We start from the raw sequence: 20947 nt of genomic DNA, 5'->3' as shown, positions 1-20947 counted from the left end.
TATCATGAAAAACAGCAAAAAATTATTATCGAGTATCGTATTAGGTTTTGGAGCTTTGGTCTTAGCAGCTTGTGGAAATACAGCTGCAGGAGATGAAGACCAAACAGTTACATTGGGTGTTATCGGAGAAGATCAAGATGTGTGGGATTTTGTAGCAGATAAGTTAGAAGAAGACGGTATTACGTTAGAATTAGTAAAATTCACTGACTACGCACAACCCAATAACGCATTGGATGAAGGCGAAGTAGACTTGAACTCTTTCCAACATCAAATCTTCTTAGATTCTTACAACGAGGACAGTGGCACTGATTTAACGGCTATTGGAAATACCGTGATCGCTCCACTTGGTATTTATTCTCAAAACCTTACTTCTATTGAAGAAATAAAAGAAAATGATATTGTGGCTATTCCGAATGACGTTACAAATGGCGGTCGTGCATTATTGCTATTGCAAACAGCTGGTCTGATAACAGTCGATCCTGCAGCTGAAACAACACCTACAGTGAACGATATTACAGATAACCCTTTAAACCTTGAGATCCAAGAACTAGATGCTGCTCAAACAGCCCGCTCTCTTCCGGACGTAGCTGTTTCCATCATTAACAGCGGTATGGCAGTTGATGCAGGTTTCGTCCCTGTAGAAGACGCTATCTTCCTAGAACCAGTCGATGACAACTCTGAACCCTACATCAACATCATCGTAGCACGTGCCGAAGATACAGAAAACGAATTGTACCAAAAAGTCGTAGAAGCTTATCAAGCAGAAGACACTAAAGAAATAATCGCAGAATCCTCAAAAGGCTCCTCAGTACCAGCTTGGGACTAAAACAGAGAGCGAAGAAAAGCGTTTTGCCTATCGACTATAAGAAAATCCCAACAGGCAGGTGTTTTTTACCTGACAGTTGGGATTAGCTTATAGTCGCATAGGCAGCTTTTCGCAACTCGTTTAAAACAGAGAGCGGAGCAAGGCGTTTAGACTCTCGTAGAGTTCACCTTTCCCTTTTAATTGGGTGCTTTTCCCAACTAAAAGGGAAAGTGAAATCGTAGAGAGTCTGCCTTGCGCAGCTCGTTTCAGATCAGAAACCAAAAAAACAGCAACACCAACATTCTAAGGAGGAAATCATTCATGACGACAACACTCACACAAACAACAATCAAAGAAGAAATTTTACAAGGTGCCGATGAGGTGATTGCTTTAAGACGCTTTTTCCACCAACATCCTGAACCGAGCTTAAAAGAATTTGAAACAATCAAACGTATTAAAGAAGAACTCGACAAATTAGGTATACCCCATGAGTCTGTCGGTGAAACTGGAGCTATTGGAACGATCACTGGTGGTAAAGGCCCAGGTAAAACCATACTTTTGCGGGCGGACATTGATGCATTGGAGTTAGATGATGCTAAAGACAAACCTTATAAATCATTAAAACCAGGTTTACATCATGCATGCGGTCATGATGGTCACGCCTCTGCTCTACTCGGTGCCGCCAAAATTCTTAAAAATCATGAAGCAGACTTCAAAGGAACAATCAAACTAGCTTTTCAGCAAGCTGAAGAAATCGGTGCTGGTGCTCGTCAATTTGTCAAAGGCGGTTTTGTAGACGGTGTGGATCAAGTATTTGGCATCCATGTTTCTTCGGGCACTCCTATTGGAAAAATCGACATTACTTCTGGTGCTTCTAATGCATCATGTGATATTTTTAAAATCAAAGTGCATGGAAAAAGCAGTCATGTAGGCAAACCACATTTAGGAAAAGATGCTTTACTAGCTGCAGCTGCTATCACAGTTGAATTGCAAAGTATCGTCGCACGCGAAGTAGACCCATTGGATCAAGCAGTTGTTGCTGTCGGTGTGTTAAACGCAGGCACGCGGTACAATATTGTCGCCAATGAAGCCAGTTTAGAAGGAACCGTTCGCACATTTAGCCACGAAACACGCCAGTTTGTCTTGGAGGCTGTGGAACGTGTAGCTCGTGAGGTAGCCAAAGCTCATCGGACGACGATTGAATTTGAAAACTACGATGCTGCCGCTCCTCTTATCAACGACCCAATTGCAGCTAAACGCGCTGAACGAGTAGCTGCTGGCATTGTTGGTGTTGAAAATATCATTACTGATTCACCAAAAAGTATGGGCGCTGACGATTTTGCCGATTATTTAGCAGTCGCTCAAGGCGTGTATGCTTTTGTGGGAACACGTAACCCAGATGATCCAGATACTTGCTATGGTCACCACCACGAAAATTTCGATATCGATGAACGCGGTTTGGCTATCGCAACGGAACTGCATGTGAATTACGCACTCGACTTTTTAACTGAATAATAGACAGTTTTGTCATTCGATTCTTATAAAAAAACTCAGAAAAAATTCTGAGTTTTTTTATTTGGATATATTCCTTAGATACTCTTGCTTTCATGTGATTTTTCAAAAGACAAGCACATTTTCTGTTAGAAATAAAGACTTAAAAACATATTTTGTTTGATATATAATAAACTAAGTATTACAATATATAGCGTATAAACTATTTTCGAAACACTATATATTGTGTTTTTTTGTGCGAATATTGACTAAAGATTGGAGTGTTGGTTATGGCAATGAATATATCATCGAACGCAACTTTAAATATCAAACAATTAAATGGGGACATCAAAGGATTTCCTCAAGTCCACCCTATCACTGAAGAGATGAGTCTAACTTTTGAGGGGGTCTCTCGTTTAGTGATGCTCGACCGCTATTCGTTTAAAGACACCTCAAAAATGACTCTCTCTACGGGAGATTTAGTGGTCTTAACCATTAAAGAAGATCCAAAATATCCTGCTCGCGGCACTGGATTCATCACCGAACTGAATCATCAAAAAAATCAAGTGACGGTTCTTGTCGAAGAAGAATATAGAAGTAATCTAGAAGATGCTCATGAACGCGAAACAGGTGAAATCGTTCGTAGTATCGACACCATTGAAAAGCCATTAGAAATCTATTACGAACAAATCGCAAAACGAAACGCCAGCGGATTATCAGAGGTTGAAGCTGGTTCTCAACAAGCTGCTGCTTTCGAAGACTTTTACGCAGAATTGAAATCGTTGAATTTTGTTCCAGCCGGTCGTGTCTTGTATGGTGCAGGTTCTCAAACAGAAGTTACTTACTTTAACTGTTACGTGATGCCTTTTGTAGAAGACTCTCGTGAAGGGATTTCTGATCACCGGAAACAAGTCATGGAAATTATGAGTCGTGGTGGCGGTGTGGGAACAAATGGTTCGACTTTACGTCCTCGCAATACATTAGCACGTGGAGTAAACGGGAAATCTTCTGGTTCCATCTCTTGGTTAGACGACATTGCTAAATTGACCCATTTAGTAGAACAAGGTGGCAGCCGTCGAGGTGCTCAAATGATCATGCTGGCTGACTGGCATCCAGATGTGCTTGAGTTTATTATTTCCAAAATGCAAAACCCTCGTATTCTTCGTTTCTTAATTGAGCAAACAGAAGACGAGCAAATCAAACAGCTGGCTCAAGAAAAATTGAACTTTACTCCTTTCAGTGAAAAAGAAAAAGCGTTGTATCAAGGAGTCCTTAATTACAAAAACATGCCTGGAACTGGTGGATTTGACGTTTCTATTATCAAAGAAGCAGAAGATAAATTGCACACAGGTGGTACTTACTCTGTTCACAATCCAGATTTCTTAACAGGTGCCAATATTTCGCTGTGCTTAACAGATGATTTTATGCAGGCTGTCGAAAACGACGAAGAATATCAATTGAAATTCCCTGATGTTGAAAATTACAGCCCTGAAGAAATGGACTATTACAATGCTCATTGGGCAGACTGCGGTGATGTTCGTGAGTGGGAAGCTCAAGGCCATGGCATACGTGTCTATCGTTCTATTCGTGCACGCGAATTATGGAAATTGATCAACATTTGTGCAACTTATTCTGCAGAACCTGGCGTTTTCTTTATCGACAATGCCAATAAGAAAACTAATGCTACTGCATATGGGCAAAAAGTAGTGGCTACGAACCCTTGTGGCGAACAACCTTTAGCTCCTTTCTCTGTTTGTAATTTGGCAGCCGTTAATTTGGCGCAAATGGTCAACAAAGATACGCAATCAGTCGACTTTAACAAATTAACTCAAACTGTTAAAACAGGTGTTAGAATGCAAGATAATGTCATTGATGCGACCCCTTACTTCCTAGAAGAAAATGAGCAGCAAGCCCTTGGCGAACGTCGCGTTGGTCTCGGCGTCATGGGATTAGCCGATTTATTGATTTATATCGGTGAGACTTATGGTTCTGAATCTGGGAATCAATTGGTCGATGAAGTCTTTCAAACCATTGCAATTTCAGCTTATGAAGCTTCCATTGAATTGGCTAAAGAACGCGGTAGTTTCCCCTTCCTGATTGGGAATACAGATGAAGAAACAGCTCAACTAAGAGAAAACTTTATTAATACTGGGTATATGAAAGAAATGCCGGAACACATTCGCGAAGGCGTCTTGAAACATGGTATCCGTAATTCTCATTTATTAACAGTTGCGCCAACAGGTTCTACAGGAACGATGGTCGGTGTCTCTACTGGACTAGAACCTTACTTCTCTTTCTCTTACTACAGAAGCGGACGTTTGGGCAAGTTTATTGAAGTCAAAGCAGATATTGTTCAAGAGTATTTGGACAGACACCCTGAAGCAGATGCCAATTCTCTTCCAGAATTCTTTGTTTCAGCGATGGAATTAGCTCCTGAAGCTCACGTAGATGTGCAAACTACTATCCAACGTTGGGTAGACAGTTCTATCTCTAAAACGGTAAACGCGCCACGCGGTTACAGTGTAGAACAAGTTCAAGGTATTTACGAACGTCTTTACAACGGAGGCGCTAAAGGCGGCACAGTTTACGTTGACGGCAGCCGTGATACTCAAGTGTTGACTCTAAAAGCGGAAGAAAATACTTGGGAAGAGGACGCTCTTGCACCTACTCCTAACGAAACTAAAGTAGAAATAAAAGCTTTTGCGGATGCTGAAGAAGTTAATATCGGTAACGAAGTAGGTGATACATGTCCTATTTGCCGCCAAGGTACTGTCGAAGATATCGGCGGCTGCAATACATGTACTAACTGCAGCGCTCAATTAAAATGCGGTTTATAGAATCACTTGGAAAAATCCCCGCGGACACTTGGTCTGCGGGGATTTTTCAGGTAATCAGATATCGATGGAATCTCGTTCTCTTTTTTTAGCAATTTCTCTCCAATTTAAGAAACCGGCATCTAATCCGCGCAACAACATTTCAGCTGTCCCAAGATTGGTTGCTAAAGGAATTTCATAGACATCGCTCAAACGCAGCAAAGCAGAAATATCCGGTTCGTGAGGTTGCGAAGTCAACGGGTCACGAATAAAAATCACCATATCTATTTTGTTATCTGAGATGAAAGCACCGATTTGTTGATCTCCGCCTAGGGGTCCTGATTTAAAACGGTGAATCGGTAATCCAGTGGCTTCAATAATTCGTTCTCCAGTGGTTCCCGTTGCATAAAGTGTGTGTTTATTTAAGATTTCTTGGTAAGCGATACTTAGCTTTACAATGTCATCTTTCTTTTTATCATGGGCAATCAAAGCAATATTTAATTTAATCAACTTATTCACTCCATTCCATTATCTTTTCTTTCTTATCATACCATTTAGCATTCTAAATTTAAAACTCTGCTCTGTATCGTGAGAATTTTTTTGCAAAAGCCCTATTACTTGATGCTCTTTTCTAATTTCGTTACACTGATTTTAGAATCAAAAAAAAACAGAAAAGGAGATTATTATGGGAAAAAAAGTAGCAACCGTTATAACTAAATTATTCGAAGATGTTGAGTTTACTTCTCCAAAAGAGGCTTTAACAGATGCTGGCCATGAAGTAGTCACCATTGGCTTTGAAGCTGGTGAAACAGTTGAGGGCAAAAAAGGCGAAGCTTCTGTGACTATCGATAAAGGGATTGACGATGTAAAACCTGAAGATTTCGATGCCCTGTATATACCAGGCGGTTTTTCTCCAGATCAACTTCGTAAAGATGACCGTTTCTTGGCTTTTGTCCAAGCTTTTGCAAATGATCAAAAACCGATTTTCTCTATTTGCCACGGACCGCAGTTATTGATCAATGCAGAAGTCGTAAAAGGCAAAAAATTAACTGCTGTGAAGCAAGTTGCTGTTGATTTAAAAAACGCAGGAGCAGATTTTATTGATGCTGAAGTAGTTACAGATGACAGTGGTATGATTTCCAGTCGTACTCCTGATGATTTGCCAGCTTTTAACAAAGCGATTGTAGCTGCATTAGATTAAATCGCTTACTAAATAAGTATTTTTTCATTAAAATACCCTAAAAACTTCACCTGTTTTTCATGAAGAGTTTTCGGGAAATTGTTATACTATTTTTAGTCGTTTAAGTAAACCTAAAAATTTTCAGACTCTTTTCTCCCCCTAATGAAAAGAGACTTATCCCTAATAGTAGAAACCTATCCCGGTTTCTACTTTTTTTTGCGTAAAAATAAAAAGCATTGCTTTATAGCAACGCCTTTTCTATTTTACTGTATTGGATATCGTTTGTTTATACATTTTGATGGCTAGTGCAATAAACGCAGCCCCAATAAAAGCAATCACACTTCCTAGTACCAATCCGGCAAAACGATAGCTTACCAGGTCATGTACAAAAGCACCGCTAGATAAACTAGCTAACAACAAAGATAGCGGGTTGGTAAAGAAATTAGCTAATCCATAATTTCGAACCATACAATATTCTACAAATATATTCAGCACAGTGATAATAATGATTGTCGAAAGCATACTCAAATCCAAAGAAAATAATAGAATTCCTAATAGTAATCCGACAATTCCTCCAATAATTCTTTGAACGTTACGATGGAAAATAATAATCAATTCTCTTCCTTGCAGAACAGCTGCACAAGAAATAGTGACCCAATAAGGGTTTCCTAGTCCTAAAGACATACCAATATAAGTAGCAAAAAAGATAATCCCTGCATGGTGGATAGAAGAGAGCAATAATTTCGAATCATTTTTAAGTGCATAATCAAGCTTTTCTCTAAAAGAAATGGATTTATAGGGTTCCATCTCTCCAATTAATCTGCGATGCATCATTCCTACTACAGAAGCGACAAGAATAGCTGCTATCACTCCAAACACAACATATGATGTAGCATGTAAGATTCCTGCAAAGTCTAATGACGTTCCTGTTGCCATAGAACTCACCATAATAACAAAGAACACTCCTGGCTTCGGTGCATTTAATATCCTAAAGATGATAAAACCAAGTAAACTGATCACACTAATCGTTATCGGAATCATCCAAGGTACAAAGGTCGATACAGCTCCTGAAAAGAAACCCAATACGATACAAACTCCTACTCTAAAGATTCGTTGCATTAAATATTTCGTGGGAATCGGTAAATAATACAAAAAAGCAAATGCCCCTAATGCTCCAAAAGTTCCAATCTGCATATTGCCTAAGAAATAGCCTATGAAAAGCATCATACCAGTTGTGATACCTGCTCCAAAAACCCGTAATAGAGAATCATCCGTTTCTTTGATCAACAAGAGATCTTTAACGGTATTCTTTATTTTACTCATCTGTCAATCACCTATTCTATTAATTATAGTTTACTGTATTGGTTTACCAAAAATATCAGTAACTCTTATATTATACACCCTTTATCACATCTTTGCTCGTCTTCTTTTAACAATACACGTCATACGCATGAAAAGTACTTTCTCCCAAAAAAATTAAGGTCTTCTTTTTAAAACGCTCTCTTAATGAGTAGGGGCGTCTCTATGAGGTGAAATTTCCTCCGGGATGGACGGGTTTGCTTGTGGAAAGCCATGGGACTGTCTGGAGCCTGTAGTCTCCAGACTTTCAAGCTTCAAACGGAATCGTAAGCGCTGAAGCGCCAACGCTCCGTAATTCACATTTCATCCCTTACATGGCTACAAGCAACCCCTATTCCTCCAGAAATATCACGGGTCTCAAACGAGTCACAGCTTAAAAAGCGTGCCTAAGTATTTCGGGAAGTTCAAAGAAAGCAGGACTTTCTCATAATGAAGACCGAAGACTTCCCCTTCACTCAACAGATGGAAAATCTCGTTTATGTCGCCCGCCTCCGCATTTTTCTTTTAGCAGAGAGACGTGAGGATTCGTAATCTTATTTTTTATTTAAAGTTTTTCATGCGTATGACGTGTTAACAATACCGGCTTTACAAATAGAAAAAAAAGTACAGTTTAGGCATAATTTCTTCACAATTATTGAGTATGATAAATTCATACCAATAACAACCAACTTTTTTATATTTTCATTTTTACCTTATACTCCTCCAAAGTATCAGGTACTACTCCTTTTAACCACTTGCTCATGCAGCAAGTGGTTTTTTTATTTAGAGAGTAACAGAAAAACAGAATTGTATTTAATAGAGGGTCTTTCTGTCTGATTTGAATGGATAATAGTGGAAAACAGCTTCAACCTTTTCTTATTTCATTTATGAGCTTGCAGTAATGATCGGTTTTGAATTATCTTTAGTCATATACATGAATGGATTTAAGGAGGAAAAAAATGTTTTTAAGCGAAGAATTGCTAAAGGAGATTCATCAACGCGCCCCAAAGTATGACCAAGAAAATAGTTTTCCTTATGAAGATTACGATGCTTTAAAGGCAGCAGGATATTACAAAGCCTTTGTTCCTAAAGAATACGGAGGTCATGGACTGACGTTGAAAGAAATCGCACAAGAGCAGATTCGCTTGGCAAAAGCTGCTCCTGCAACAGCGCTAGGTATCAATATGCACCAAATTATTGTCGGTGTTGGAAAATACATGGTTCGTCATGGAAATAAACGAGGCGAGCAAATCCTAAAGGACGCCGCTGAAGGTCATTTGCTTTCTTTTGCTATCTCAGAACCGGCTAACGATCGTGTTCTTTTTGGATCCATTTGCCAAGCAAAACCAGAGGAAGATGGAGGCTACCGTTTTTACGGGCCAAAAGTCTTTATTTCTATGTCTGGAGAAGCTGCTCGTATGGTGACCTATGGAATGGATGATACTAGTGGTGATCCACAATCTGTTTTTGCTTACATCAAAAACGATCCTAAAACCGTTCAAGTCAATTCAGAATGGGATACTCTGGGAATGAAAGGAACTCAGTCTTACAACTTAGTGTTAGACGGTGCTTACGCGGCTGAAGACAGCATTTTGACAACAGTAGCGCCTGGTCCCAGTTTTGATCCCGTGGTTTTTGGAATATTTGCCCACTTTGAAATTTTACTGGCTGCGACGTATCATGGTCTGGGTCAACGGGCGTTGGAATTAGGGATTGAGCGCGTGAAAAAACGCAAGTCCATCGCTCATGGAACGACTTACGATCAAGATAAAAATATCCGCTGGCGCATTGCGGAAGCAGCTTTACGGTTGGATGCCATTCCCCCGCAAATCAATACTTTAGCAGATGATGTGGAAAATGATGTGGACCACGGAGTCTATTGGATGCCTAGGTTATCTGCTATAAAAAACTATTCTGTTGAAGCTTCTTTCAAAACAGTCGAAGAAATGGTTCGTGCTTCTGGCGGCGGAGCATACTCCAATAACAGCGAATTGTCACGTTTAGTACGGGATGTTTATGCCGGTCTGTTCCAACCTTCTGACCAAGAATCGCTTCATGACTCCTGGGCTTCACTTTTACTGGGACCAATTGAAAAATAGAAAACAGTCTTGAATTGCATAGAACAAATTCGCTAAAAGAAAAGAGTTCCATCACATAATCTTCATATTTAACGGCTATACTCTATTTATACCAAACAAACAAGCAACCCCTTGTTTACTCTTTACTCCTCCAAAGTAAAGATACCCTTTTCTGTGATTCAACATGTGCTGAACTAGTTGAACACAAAGCACCCTCACTTGCATAGCAAATGAGGGTGTTTTTTTATGTCCTCTCAATCTCGGAGTACTAAGGCATTTCAGCTATAGCAGGATTTACAGTTTCATTTCGCCAAACTTTTTATTCAGCATCTTTATCTTTCCGTTCTTCTTTGTCTCTTCTCTTGGCCATTATTATTTTCTTTTCTGGATAACGGCTCGATTGTCGATTTCTAGCAGCTCTCTCAGCTTCTTTTTTCTTCCACCAATTGGTTTTGCGTACTCTCCAGACCATAATTCCAATCAGCAACAAAATAATCAAGTAAGGCAACACATAAATCAACCAGATAGCAGTATCTTGCAACCAATAGTAGAAAGTATACGCTGAATCAACAATGGCTTCTTTTGCTCGTTCCCAAAATGGCATAGTAGAACCAGGTTGGTTGGAGATTCTGGAGCGTTCCAGAATAGTTAAATACAACGTTGAATATTCTACCAAATCATCGATCGTATTATTTTGGGACTGCAAAATTTCTCTCTCCGCAACGGTTTCGGATAAATTATTTTCAATTGCCAAAATGTCCTCTATCGCTGTAGCTTGATCCAATAATTCCAGTAATCGGTCTTCTTTGCGTTGCAGCACTTCAATTCGAGTCTGGGTATCTTGATACTGTTTAGTGGCATCTTGATTCCCGATTTGTTCACTGACCTTAGTGCCTAGATTTCCATCTAAATCAGCTAAGAAGTCGGTTACTGCCTCTGACGGGATACGGATAGAGAAATTTCCTTGACGAAGATCAGCCTCGCTCCGATTGCTGTAGCCATTGATGGTGTTTGTTGTTTCATTTGACGATTCGATGTAAGACTGATACTTTTCGACGATTTCTTTTAACTGAGTGACAGCATTCTGGTATTCGAGAGTTTCATATGTCATATCTATCGTGGTGATGACTTTTTCTCCTATCAATAGATCCGTGCTGGCTTCTTCTTGAGAACCGGTAGTTTCGACCTCCGTGGTGTTTGCAAGTCCCCCTCTATCTTCCATGACCGTTTCTGAAGTTGACGAATCATTGGTAGAGCATCCAACCAGTAATAATGCCAACATTAACATTCCTAATTTCGCTATTCCTTTTTTCATTCCTAACCCCTCCTCTGCGCTTTTATTCATTGCCTTTAGTATACCTTTCCGTAATCACCAATTCAATTTACGGCTGGCTGTTGAGCCGCTTGCTTCATCATTCAGTACCGCCCCTTGATGTTTAAGCCAAAAAAAAGCAGCTTCAAAAGTCGGTTAAGAACTTTTAAAGCTGCCATCTCAGGTTAACATTATTTTTTGAGCAATCGGATCTGCTGAAGTAGTTCAGTATACTCTTTTTCCAATAGGTCTTTCGACTCTTTTCCGGTCAATAGTGATAGTTTTGAAATGACTGCATTCAATCGATTCTCCAACACCAACAACTCCTCTTTGCCAGCTTCGCGCTGTTTTGCTGGCAGTAGGGCTGAAGCTTCTTTTGCAAATACTTCTGACACTAAAACTTTCCGGTCTTTAATCTGCCAAATGTGAGTCGCAACATTTTTAACGAACTGTTCGTCGTGAGACACGAATAGAATTGTCCCCTCGTATGCCATTAAAGCTTCTTCAATAGCTTCCATAGAGGCGATATCCAGATAGTTCGTCGGCTCGTCTAATACCAGCACATTCGCATCACTCACCAACAGCAATGCTAAAGAAACTTTGTTTTTCTCTCCGCCGCTCAAAACGGATACAGGCTTGAATACTTCAGCCCCTTTAAACAACAATCGCGCCAACAGCATACGGACAAAGGATTCTTCTTTGGTGCTTTTTCTCATCACATTTTCTAAAATCGTTTCTGATTCATCCAACAAGTCCAATGCTTGGCTGAAATACCCGAAGTGGATGTTTTTGGCTAAATGAATTCCTTTGCCTGCTTGAAAAATCATGTTGATCAATGTGGTTTTACCAGAACCATTTGCACCGATCAAAGCCGTTTGGGAATGGTTCAGCAATTGAAAGTCGGTGTTGTCGAATAAGACTCGTGAGTCGAACCTTTTGTGCACTTTCGACCCTGAGATCAAAATCGGATTGTGGATTTCTCTGCCTTTATCCAATTGGATTTTGACTGGCGGAAGATCTACAGGCTTTTCCTTAACAGTCAGATGTTCGATGCGCTTTTCGTAATTTTTCACTGCTTTATCCAACGTTTTGCGTGCCCCTTGACCGCCCATTTTGTGCAAACGAGCTTCAGAAGGCCCCATACGTTTAGGCGCTCTGCGTACATTCTCTGATTTCTGATGAGTACTGGTCATGACCTTTTTCAACCGTTTCTTTTCTTTGACATAAGCTTCATACTCTTGTTGAGCCAAATCTTTTTCCTGATCTTTTTGCTTTCGATAGTCTTGATAATTTCCCGTGTAAAATCGTACTTCACCTTCTTCGATCTCAACGATCCGATTGCAGATACGATTTAAAAAAGCTCGATCATGCGAGATCACTAAGACAGCCCCCATGAACTGTTGCAATTGTTTTTCCAAATATTGACGAGCATTTGAGTCTAAGTGACTAGTAGGTTCATCTGCAAATAAAATCCCAGACTGGATAGACAATGCTCTGTTGATTTGCTCTTTCGTGTGTTCGCCACCGCTTAATGTATCCAACGGCTCCCGGTCTGGCAATTGTTCAATAAATCCTATAGTTCCATTGGTCTGGATACTTCCGGTGTCCGGTGTTTCTTTTTGAGCCAAGACGTTCAGCAAAGTTGTTTTACCAGACCCGTTTCTTCCTACAATACCGATCCGATCGCCTTCATAAACATGCCATTCAGGAATCGTAAATAAATTCTTTTCGCCAATGGACTTTTCAAGTTGTTTTACTTCTATAAGCATAAAAAAACCTCCTTCAATTCTGAAGAAGATTGCCTGCACATAATTAAATAAACCTATTTACAGTATAGGTATAAGCCATTATGTTCCATTCAATCTACGTTCAGTCCTGTCATTTTGTCCATATCAAATAAACTGAAATTTCTTCGTTTTTTCTATGAACAACACACTATTGATCTGAATTAAGATTGAATAATACGCATCGGCCTGCACCTGTACCTTTCTTAGTTTTTCTACACCTTTATTCTAGCAATTTATTCATCTCGATACAAGTATTTGTATTGAACACTCATTTGTCCTCTAAGCGCCATTTGAAAATGTGCTTCCTTTCATTCTAAAGGCCTTTCATCCTAATCCGTTTCTTGCAGTGGTGGTTTTTCTTGCGTTAAACTGATACAATAATCACTAAAATGATGAATTAGTTATCTAACATTAAGGTGGGACATACTTGAATACATTAGCTAGACAAAAAGTTGCTAACAGCAAACGTATTATTATTAAAGTGGGTACGAGCACTTTAATGTATCCGAATGGGAGCGTCAATTTGGAACGCATTGAGCGGTTGGCGTTTGTACTGACTGACTTGCAAAATAGAGGAAAAGACATTATTTTAGTTTCATCTGGCGCAATTGGCGTGGGCATGGATCTGCTTAATTTATCCACACGACCAGCAACGATACCTGAACAACAAGCTGTAGCGGCTATCGGCCAAAGTCAACTTATGAATTTATACAGCAAATTCTTCCTGAGTTACGGTCAAGTCATTGGACAAATCCTAATGACCCGCGACATCGTAGAATTTCCTGAAAGTCGTTTGAACGCTTCAAACACATTTGAACAATTGCTGAAAACAGGCGTCATCCCTATTGTGAATGAGAATGACTCGGTCTCTGTAGAAGAGCTGGATCATTTGACTAAATTTGGTGATAACGATCAATTGTCTGCGATCGTTGCTGAAATTACAAATGCCGATCTATTGATCATGCTGACAGATGTCGCTGGTTTTTACGATAAAAATCCGAATACGCATCAAGATGCTGTCTTATTTTCTGAAATTTACGACATCACCGACGCTCATTACCAACAATCGGGCGGCCAAGGTTCTCGATTTGGAACGGGTGGAATGATTACAAAGTTAAAAGCTGCAGAGCACATGCTCAAACTCCAAGCACAAATGGTCTTAACAAACGGAAAAGTACCGGACACGATTTTTGATATTGTGGTCGGCAAAGAAGTAGGTACTTTATTTACTCCTAAAGATTAACCAGAAAGGAAGTTTACTATGGAAAGTTTAACTCAGTTAGGCATGCATGCAAAAAAAGCTTCGCGCAAATTAGCTCAAGCTTCTGCTCAAGAGAAAAATCGAGCTCTTAAGATCATGAGTGAAATGATCATGGAGCACCAACAAGATATTCTAACAGCGAATCAACATGATTTAGCGGCTGCCGAAAGCAACGGTATTAGAGGAACGATGTTGGACCGCCTGACATTGAATGAAGAAAGAGTCCTCGCTATGGCAGAAGGCATCAAACAAGTAGCAAGCCTTCCAGATTCAATAGGCACCGTTCACTCTATGCGCACGCTGGACAATGGTTTGACTATCGGCCGTCAAAGTGTGCCTCTAGGTGTAATTGGAATCATCTATGAATCCCGTCCAAACGTCACAACAGATGCTGGTGTATTGTGCTTTAAATCTGGTAATGCCGTTATTTTACGCGGTGGTAAAGAAGCGATCCACACCAATAAAGCAATCATTGCTGTTTTACAAAAAGCGCTTAGCCAAACGAACTTCCCTCAACAATCGATCCAATTGGTCGAAGATACTTCCCGAGCTTCTTCTACAGGATTGATGACACTGACAGATTATTTAGATGTTTTGATTCCTCGAGGAGGAGCCGGTTTGATCAAAGCAGTTGTGGAAAATGCTACAGTTCCGGTGATTGAAACAGGTATAGGCAATTGCCACGTGTATATCGATAAAGATGCTCAGTTTGAAATGGCCAAAGACATCATCGTCAACGCTAAATGCTCACGTCCGTCTGTATGCAACGCTGCTGAAACATTGTTGATTCATGAAGATGTGGCTGCTGCTTTCTTACCTGAAATTGAAACAGCCTTGTCTGAATACACTGTTGAATTACGTGCAGACGCAAGAGCTGGCGCTATTTTGTCCAAATCGGTTCTTGCTTCTGAAGAAGACTGGGAAACGGAATTCTTGGATTACATTTTAGCGGTCAAAGTGGTTTCAAGTCTGGAAGAAGCCGTTGAACACATCGATCGTTACAGCACGGGGCATTCCGAAGCGATCGTGACCGATGATTATGCCGCTAGTCAGCAATTCCTGCGTGAAGTAGATTCCGCTGCTGTTTACGTCAACGCTTCTACTCGCTTTACAGATGGATTTGAATTTGGGTTTGGAGCAGAAATCGGCATCAGCACTCAGAAGATCCACGCTCGCGGACCAATGGGATTGCCTGAATTAACTTCTTACAAAACCATTATCTATGGGAATGGTCAAATACGATGAGTGAAAAATTGAAGATTGCTGTTGTGGGCGGGGGAATTGTCGGCTCCACAACAGCTTTTTACCTCAGCCAACAATCGCAGTATGATGTGACGCTTTATGATAGTGGAACGGGCCAAGCTACCTCAGCTGCAGCGGGGATTATTTGCCCGTGGTTATCACAACGCCGGAACAAGCAGTGGTACCAATTAGCCGCTAGCGGTGCGGCCTTTTACCCTCAATTGATGCAAGATTTAGGCGAAGACCCTGCTCGTTCGGATATTTACCGTCAAGTTGGGACCTTGGTCTTTAAAAAAACGCCGAAACTACTGTCCAAATTAGAAAAAATCGCATTAAAAAGACGCGAAGACGCACCTACTATTGGAGAGTTAGCCATCTTGTCGCCTGAAGAAATCAAAGAAAAGATGCCGCTTCTTGATGTTGAAGAGGATGCTCTGTTCGCTTCAGGCGGCGCTAAAGTTGATGGTGCTTTATTGACCAGCAAATTAAAAGAACAAGCTCAGAAAAACGGCGCTGCCGTTATCCATGCTGCTGTAGAACTTACTATAGTAGATGCCGCAAAACAACGGTACTCTCTAAAATCCGAAACTAGCACGCAGTCATTTGATAAAGTCATTTTGGCAGTCGGTGCTTGGCTGCCCAGACTGCTTGAACCACTAGGTTACACGGTGGATATCCGACCTCAAAAAGGCCAATTGGTCGAATTGTATCTGGACGCTGCAACTGACGATTGGCCCCTGGTTATGCCGGATGGGGAAAAAGACATCATCCCCTTTGCCAACGGAAAAATTATTGTCGGTGCGACTCACGAAAATGATCAAGGATACGATTTAGAGCCGACCAAACAACAATTGCGCATGATGTTGGATGAAGCCATCGAAATGGCTCCACAACTAGCTGATGCAGAAATCAAAGGGATTCGCGTGGGTACGCGTGCTTATACGTCTGACTTTGCCCCGTTTTTCGGTGAAGTCCCTGACGCTCCTGGATTATATGCCGCCAGCGGACTAGGTTCTTCTGGATTGACAAGCGGTCCAATGATTGCAAAAATCCTAACGCAACTGATTAACGGAGGGACTACCGATTTGCCTGTGGAAGATTATCCGATTGAAAATTACATTAAAAGATAACAAAATTAGTTATCCACTAGATCCCCTTAACTAGCGCTCCTCAATGTATTGCGAGCGCTAGTTAGGGTGTTTTTTATTTTATGATTTTCGCTTATACATAGAAAACTCCTTTAGATTTTTCACAATCTTTTAAACCATCAAATACAAAAAAGTGCCTGTCAACATTCACAGACACTCCTTTTATCTACTATTATTCCCCTTCTCCCACAACGACTTTAAAATTATCATTTACTGTCGCGTTGATTACAGGGTTCTTTTTGATGTACTCTCCAATCAGTTCGCTCATGTCTGTGGTGACTTCCCGTACGATTTTTGACGCATCAAACATCATATAATCCCCGCCGCCAACAGCGCGGTATTGATTGGTAACCACTTCTAACAGCTCATCATCTGGAATAGGTTTGCCGTCTTTGGTCAACTCCACGATTCGCGATCCTATCGGTTTAGCGACATCGATCGTGTACTCAACACCTTCATACATATCGTAATTGTAATGTTGCGGCTTCGGATCCATAAAGTCGGGATTCACTCCGATCGTACCATCGCTTTCCAAAGCAAAATAACCTGCAGATTGCTCCAGTGCTGCTCTCAAATCAGCCCCGGTAATGTTTAACACCGCTAATGTATTGGGATAAATGTAATTCGTTACGATATCCCGTGTGGTGATTGTGGTATCAAACCCAGTTCCTTGATTATTGAATAAAGCAGTCCCTGAAATACTAGTTCCCGTAGCATCCATTTGCACTTTTTGGATCAATTCAATATAGGGATGTTCTTTGATTCGGACTTGATGCGGATCAGTAATATTCATGTTCCCCTTTACCACTCCGACTGTCTGGTCCAGCCAGTCCTCTACTTCTTGATGCAGCGGTTCAAAATGACGGCTCATTGTTTCATCGCCTTTCACATCTTTCACTGAAATCAAACTCGGGATCATGGCTGCAATCTTGTATCCGTCAGCTGCTTTGTCCAGCTCCACCGTTACTTTTCCCACATAACTGCCTTTGTCACTCGGTTGAATGACTGCAACTCCATTCACCATTTCTGCGATCGTGCGGTGTTGGTGGCCTGTCAGCAGCACATCGATTCCCTTCACTTCACTCAGCAAATGATACCCTTCATTCTCACCGGTCAATACTTCAGTCGGCTTGCCTGTTTTCAGATCCCGTTCAAAACCGCCATGGTAACTGACTACTACAATATCCGCTTTTTCGCGCAGTACAGGAACAATCTCTTTGGCGCAGGCTACGGCAGATTGGAAATACAAGCCTGCGTAGTGATTCGGATGCTCCCATTGCGAAATGTATTGCGTCGTCAATCCTAGAAAGCCGATTTTCACGCCTTCTTTTTCAAATACGCCATATCCTTTGCCAAAAGCTGGTTCATTTTGTACATTCAAAATATTGGCTGACATCACCGGAAAATCAGCTGCTGCGATGCCTTTTTTCAAATACTCCAGCCCATAGTTAAAACTGTGATTGCCCAAGACTCCTACATCATATTTCATCGCGTTCAATGCTTGCATCAATTCTGCAGGAGTTTTTCGCTGTTTAGCCAAGTAGTAACTTAAAGAAGAACCTTGGATGTAATCTCCATTTTCCACTGTAAATACAGGCCCCTTGGCTTTTTTACGTTCTTCTTTAAAGACCGTTGCGGCTTTTAAAATACCAAACGGTTCGTCCATGTTTCTTTTTTGATAAGTAGTCGGAAATAAATAACCGTGCAAGTCACTCGTTTCTAGAATCGTCAATTCCATTTGCGTCATCTCCATCTCTTAATATGATTGATTTTAACACAGAAAACCATTTAGCTGTTATCGCCAAATGGTTTCCTGATGCATTATGGTTAGTCCTGTTCAATTTCACTCGCAGAATAAACTACTCCTTTTTCTGCTAATAAAGAAGGCACTCCTTCTGCAATAAATCTTCGGTGCATTTTTTCTGGTTCAAATGTATGCCAAGGTATTGTGTGTTTGGCGTGCACTTTTTGGGCAATACCGATCAAGTCTCCTTGAGCCGCATGTCCACTGGTGCTAAATGGCAGAAACTCAAACTGATTGGCAGCTAATTTGTCCAATAAAACGGCATAGTTGTTGTCGTAATCACCAAGGGGTTCGCCATTGCTGTGAGCATAAATACCTTTATCAAATGCCGATACTGCCTCTATATTTTTAAAGCTGTTTTGCAACACATACTGTTCCGGATGTTGCTGCACTTCGGCTAAAGAAATCCACTTTGTACCAGACTGTTCTTGAAGATCCGTTGCTGATTCCGTCAAGACTGTCCATGTTTCATTTGGATAGAAAGTGTTCATTAACTGAGCATAAGATTCCTCAAACACAAAGGTGCGACCGCATTCTTCTGTTGCTAGAGAAACATTTCGTAATCGATCCACATTCCGAATATACGGATTGTAAAAGATGATTTGATCGATTGTGGATTGGAGCAATTGCTTCCAGTTTTCTACTAACCCTTTTTCTGAATCGAAACCAGATTCTTTTGAACTTTCAAAACTAAACGTGGTCCCTTCCAGCAACAATACATCAGGATGCCACTCTGCAGCCTCTTGCACCCATTTTTCAACGCGTTCCGGATAATACCCTGTCAAACGCACGTCGCCTGAATGAATTAATTTCAATCCTGGCGCTTCAATAAAAAAGGCGCAAGCTCCTATCGTATCGTGATCGGTCAATTTAGGTTGGACTTGAATATCACCAATCTGAATTTTTTCGTCATCGCTAAAAGTAATGCGTTCCACATGACTCTTATCTTCTTCTCCTACTGCTACTAATGTCTGGTACAATTTGTCTGTTTCTTCTGAAAGATAAACTTTCGTTGTAGCGGGCAAGTATTTCAATAATCCCATGTGATCCAAATGCAAGTGAGAGATAAAAATTGCTGTTTCCAGTGAACTGTCTTCAATTGAAGACAGTTTTATCGTTTGAAATGCTGAAGTATCATATAATTCAGGAATAGCAGGCATAAAACCATGTTTGATCAAATATTCCATTTCACTAAGCCCATCGGTATTTTCAATCCCTTTTCCAATACCCGTTAGTCCAAAATCACAGATAACTCGCGCTGTTTCTGTCTGTATTTCAACAATATTTCCGCCAATTGTATTCAGACCATTCCAAATCTGAAATGTCGTCATTCAATCGCTCCTATTTGTTTTCGTCTAATAGTGCTTGAGTAGATTCTTCTAGTTGAGTCAATGATTCTTGAATATCTGCATCATTTACCAATACACCATCTAGCGTTTCCAATAGATTATTGCGGTATTCTCCAGAACCTACAAATGAAGGAGAAGACATCCCATATTCTAATTCTAAGTTAGCTGCTTGTGCACGAGGGTTTTCTTCTAAATATGTTTTGTATTCTTCCACTTCTAATGCTGAACGGCGAATTGGCACATAACCCGTTTCAATTGCCCATGTAGCTGTATTTTCAGGTTCTAATAAGAAAGCCATGAAAGCAATCGCAGCTTGTTGTTCTTCTTCTGTTGCAGATGAGAATACGCCTAAGTCATTTCCTGCAAATAAAGTCAATTGAGTATCGTTGTAAGCAGGAAGTTCAGCTGTGCTCCAGTTGATGCCATTTTCTTCAGCAACAGGAACTACGTGAGCTAAACCAGCACTTGAACCAATGTATAGAGCACTCTCTCCGCGGCCAAATGGACCAGAGAAGAATCCATCTTCACCTGCTGTACGAGCATATCCATGATCAATCAAGTCCATTAAAAGTGTTAAAGCTTCGACACTTTCTTCGCCGCCGATATCAGTAGTCAACGTTTCGCCATTGATAAATTCTGCATCGTTTTGACGAGCCAATGTTTCGTACTCCATTTCATATGAATTTTCAAGACCAAGAGCTACCGCATCGTCTCCAGCAGCTACCATTTGTTCTCCTAGAGCGGATACTTCTTCCCAAGTTGTTGGGACTTCAACGCCATATTCGTCTAGAATATCTTGATTGAAATACATTACCCGAGTTGATTTGGAGAAAGGCATGGCATATAGTTCTTCATTGTATGTTGAACTGCTTAAGAATCCTTCATAAATATCGTCCATCGCTTCTTGAGTAAAGCCAGTGTCGCTAACAAGTATATCTGTTAAAGGAACCAATAAATTGTTGTCCGCTAAATCTGGAACATCCCCTGGAGTCAATTGAGCCATTGTTGGTAAATCGCCAGAAACGCCAGATGCCATGATTTTTTGTTGCAGTGTATCGTAATCGCCTTGGTTTTGTTCTTCAACCACGTATTGATCTTGTGATTCATTAAACGCATCCGTCAATTTCGTGATGGTTTCTTGGTGAGGTCCATTCATCGCATGCCAAAACGTGATTTCAACAGTTTCGCCTGTTGCATCTGCTGAACTGTTTTCTTCCGTTGTTGCCGTTTCCCCTTCACCAGCTCCACAAGCTCCCAATACAAACGCACTCATTAATGTAACTGCTCCTGCCAACAACTTTTTAGACTTTTTCATTTCTTCTTTCTCTCCCTTATATGT

At 40.7% G+C, this 20947-nt stretch carries 15 protein-coding genes; 8 read left to right on the top strand and 7 right to left on the bottom strand.

The window, feature by feature from the left end; genetic code table 11:
• Positions 1-4: 4 nt before the first annotated feature.
• From ACEN4L_RS07490 to ACEN4L_RS07480, 3 genes are all read left to right on the top strand, one after another.
• Positions 5-826 carry a MetQ/NlpA family ABC transporter substrate-binding protein gene (locus tag ACEN4L_RS07490; protein WP_407096707.1) on the top strand — a complete coding sequence of 274 codons (822 nt, stop codon included), beginning with the start codon at positions 5-7 and terminating at the stop codon, positions 824-826.
• Between the two features lie 300 nt (positions 827-1126).
• Complete coding sequence (locus ACEN4L_RS07485; RefSeq protein WP_407096706.1) at positions 1127-2320, top strand: amidohydrolase; 1194 nt, start codon at positions 1127-1129, stop codon at positions 2318-2320.
• A gap of 266 nt (positions 2321-2586) precedes the next feature.
• A complete protein-coding gene (locus ACEN4L_RS07480; RefSeq protein ID WP_407096705.1) occupies positions 2587-5133 on the top strand; it encodes a vitamin B12-dependent ribonucleotide reductase in 2547 nt (848 codons plus the stop codon).
• Positions 5134-5187: 54 nt separating this feature from the next.
• Here the strand turns inward: ACEN4L_RS07480 and mgsA are convergent, their stop codons facing one another.
• On the bottom strand, positions 5188-5619 hold the full coding sequence (gene mgsA, locus ACEN4L_RS07475) for a methylglyoxal synthase (protein ID WP_407096704.1): 432 nt from the start codon (positions 5617-5619) through the stop codon (positions 5188-5190).
• Between the two features lie 175 nt (positions 5620-5794).
• Between mgsA and ACEN4L_RS07470 the strand changes: the two genes are divergently transcribed.
• On the top strand, positions 5795-6310 hold the full coding sequence (locus ACEN4L_RS07470; protein WP_407096703.1) for a type 1 glutamine amidotransferase domain-containing protein: 516 nt from the start codon (positions 5795-5797) through the stop codon (positions 6308-6310).
• A gap of 237 nt (positions 6311-6547) precedes the next feature.
• On the opposite strand, the gene ACEN4L_RS07465 is transcribed toward ACEN4L_RS07470, so the two are convergent.
• Positions 6548-7612 carry an FUSC family protein gene (locus tag ACEN4L_RS07465; RefSeq protein WP_407096702.1) on the bottom strand — a complete coding sequence of 355 codons (1065 nt, stop codon included), beginning with the start codon at positions 7610-7612 and terminating at the stop codon, positions 6548-6550.
• A gap of 974 nt (positions 7613-8586) precedes the next feature.
• On the opposite strand from ACEN4L_RS07465, the gene ACEN4L_RS07460 reads away from it, so the two are divergent.
• Entirely contained in the window at positions 8587-9726 is a 1140-nt protein-coding gene (locus tag ACEN4L_RS07460) for an acyl-CoA dehydrogenase family protein (RefSeq protein WP_407096701.1), read from the top strand.
• Between the two features lie 298 nt (positions 9727-10024).
• Here the strand turns inward: ACEN4L_RS07460 and ACEN4L_RS07455 are convergent, their stop codons facing one another.
• Together ACEN4L_RS07455 and abc-f are read right to left on the bottom strand one after the other, a co-directional pair.
• Positions 10025-11020, bottom strand: coding sequence for a DUF4349 domain-containing protein (locus ACEN4L_RS07455; protein WP_407096700.1), 996 nt, complete (start codon positions 11018-11020; stop codon positions 10025-10027).
• Positions 11021-11208: 188 nt separating this feature from the next.
• Positions 11209-12786, bottom strand: coding sequence for a ribosomal protection-like ABC-F family protein (gene abc-f / locus ACEN4L_RS07450; protein WP_407096699.1), 1578 nt, complete (start codon positions 12784-12786; stop codon positions 11209-11211).
• A gap of 445 nt (positions 12787-13231) precedes the next feature.
• Here abc-f and proB point away from each other — a divergent pair, with 445 nt between their 5' ends.
• Genes proB through ACEN4L_RS07435 form a run of 3 tightly spaced genes read left to right on the top strand, consistent with a single transcriptional unit; the run spans position 13232 to position 16437 of the window.
• Positions 13232-14047 carry a glutamate 5-kinase gene (proB, locus tag ACEN4L_RS07445; RefSeq protein ID WP_407096698.1) on the top strand — a complete coding sequence of 272 codons (816 nt, stop codon included), beginning with the start codon at positions 13232-13234 and terminating at the stop codon, positions 14045-14047.
• An 18-nt stretch (positions 14048-14065) separates the two neighbouring features.
• The gene (locus ACEN4L_RS07440; protein ID WP_407096697.1) at positions 14066-15310 is read left to right on the top strand and encodes a glutamate-5-semialdehyde dehydrogenase; all 1245 of its coding nucleotides are present in this window, start codon (positions 14066-14068) and stop codon (positions 15308-15310) included.
• The gene (locus ACEN4L_RS07435) at positions 15307-16437 is read left to right on the top strand and encodes an NAD(P)/FAD-dependent oxidoreductase (protein ID WP_407096696.1); all 1131 of its coding nucleotides are present in this window, start codon (positions 15307-15309) and stop codon (positions 16435-16437) included. The genes ACEN4L_RS07440 and ACEN4L_RS07435 overlap by 4 nt, the downstream gene beginning before the upstream one ends.
• Before the next feature lie 190 nt (positions 16438-16627).
• Here the strand turns inward: ACEN4L_RS07435 and ACEN4L_RS07430 are convergent, their stop codons facing one another.
• The 3 genes from ACEN4L_RS07430 to ACEN4L_RS07420 all read right to left on the bottom strand — a co-directional run bounded on the left by ACEN4L_RS07430 (position 16628) and on the right by ACEN4L_RS07420 (position 20923).
• Positions 16628-18193: a bifunctional metallophosphatase/5'-nucleotidase gene (locus tag ACEN4L_RS07430; protein WP_407096744.1), complete on the bottom strand. Its 1566-nt coding sequence runs from the start codon at positions 18191-18193 to the stop codon at positions 16628-16630.
• An 89-nt stretch (positions 18194-18282) separates the two neighbouring features.
• Positions 18283-19590, bottom strand: a complete 1308-nt coding sequence (locus ACEN4L_RS07425; protein ID WP_407096695.1) for an MBL fold metallo-hydrolase — start codon at positions 19588-19590, stop codon at positions 18283-18285.
• Between the two features lie 10 nt (positions 19591-19600).
• A complete protein-coding gene (locus ACEN4L_RS07420) occupies positions 19601-20923 on the bottom strand; it encodes an ABC transporter substrate-binding protein (protein WP_407096694.1) in 1323 nt (440 codons plus the stop codon).
• Positions 20924-20947 lie beyond the last annotated feature (24 nt).

The organism is Desemzia sp. FAM 23988 (genome assembly GCF_045528365.1).
Taxonomy (GTDB): domain Bacteria; phylum Bacillota; class Bacilli; order Lactobacillales; family Carnobacteriaceae; genus Desemzia.
The sequence above is the reverse complement of the archived record's forward strand: the minus strand, read 5'-3'. Positions and strand labels throughout refer to the sequence as shown.

Bases quoted from the DNA above. Each gene is read 5' to 3' on its own strand.
- ACEN4L_RS07490 (WP_407096707.1), top strand. From the start codon at position 5: ATGAAAAACAGCAAAAAATTATTATCGAGTATCGTATTAGGTTTTGGA.
- ACEN4L_RS07485 (WP_407096706.1), top strand. From the start codon at position 1,127: ATGACGACAACACTCACACAAACAACAATCAAAGAAGAAATTTTACAA.
- ACEN4L_RS07480 (WP_407096705.1), top strand. From the start codon at position 2,587: ATGGCAATGAATATATCATCGAACGCAACTTTAAATATCAAACAATTA.
- ACEN4L_RS07470 (WP_407096703.1), top strand. From the start codon at position 5,795: ATGGGAAAAAAAGTAGCAACCGTTATAACTAAATTATTCGAAGATGTT.
- ACEN4L_RS07465 (WP_407096702.1), bottom strand. From the start codon at position 7,612: ATGAGTAAAATAAAGAATACCGTTAAAGATCTCTTGTTGATCAAAGAA.
- ACEN4L_RS07460 (WP_407096701.1), top strand. From the start codon at position 8,587: ATGTTTTTAAGCGAAGAATTGCTAAAGGAGATTCATCAACGCGCCCCA.
- ACEN4L_RS07455 (WP_407096700.1), bottom strand. From the start codon at position 11,020: ATGAAAAAAGGAATAGCGAAATTAGGAATGTTAATGTTGGCATTATTA.
- abc-f (WP_407096699.1), bottom strand. From the start codon at position 12,786: ATGCTTATAGAAGTAAAACAACTTGAAAAGTCCATTGGCGAAAAGAAT.
- ACEN4L_RS07440 (WP_407096697.1), top strand. From the start codon at position 14,066: ATGGAAAGTTTAACTCAGTTAGGCATGCATGCAAAAAAAGCTTCGCGC.
- ACEN4L_RS07435 (WP_407096696.1), top strand. From the start codon at position 15,307: ATGAGTGAAAAATTGAAGATTGCTGTTGTGGGCGGGGGAATTGTCGGC.
- ACEN4L_RS07430 (WP_407096744.1), bottom strand. From the start codon at position 18,193: ATGGAATTGACGATTCTAGAAACGAGTGACTTGCACGGTTATTTATTT.
- ACEN4L_RS07425 (WP_407096695.1), bottom strand. From the start codon at position 19,590: ATGACGACATTTCAGATTTGGAATGGTCTGAATACAATTGGCGGAAAT.
- ACEN4L_RS07420 (WP_407096694.1), bottom strand. From the start codon at position 20,923: ATGAAAAAGTCTAAAAAGTTGTTGGCAGGAGCAGTTACATTAATGAGT.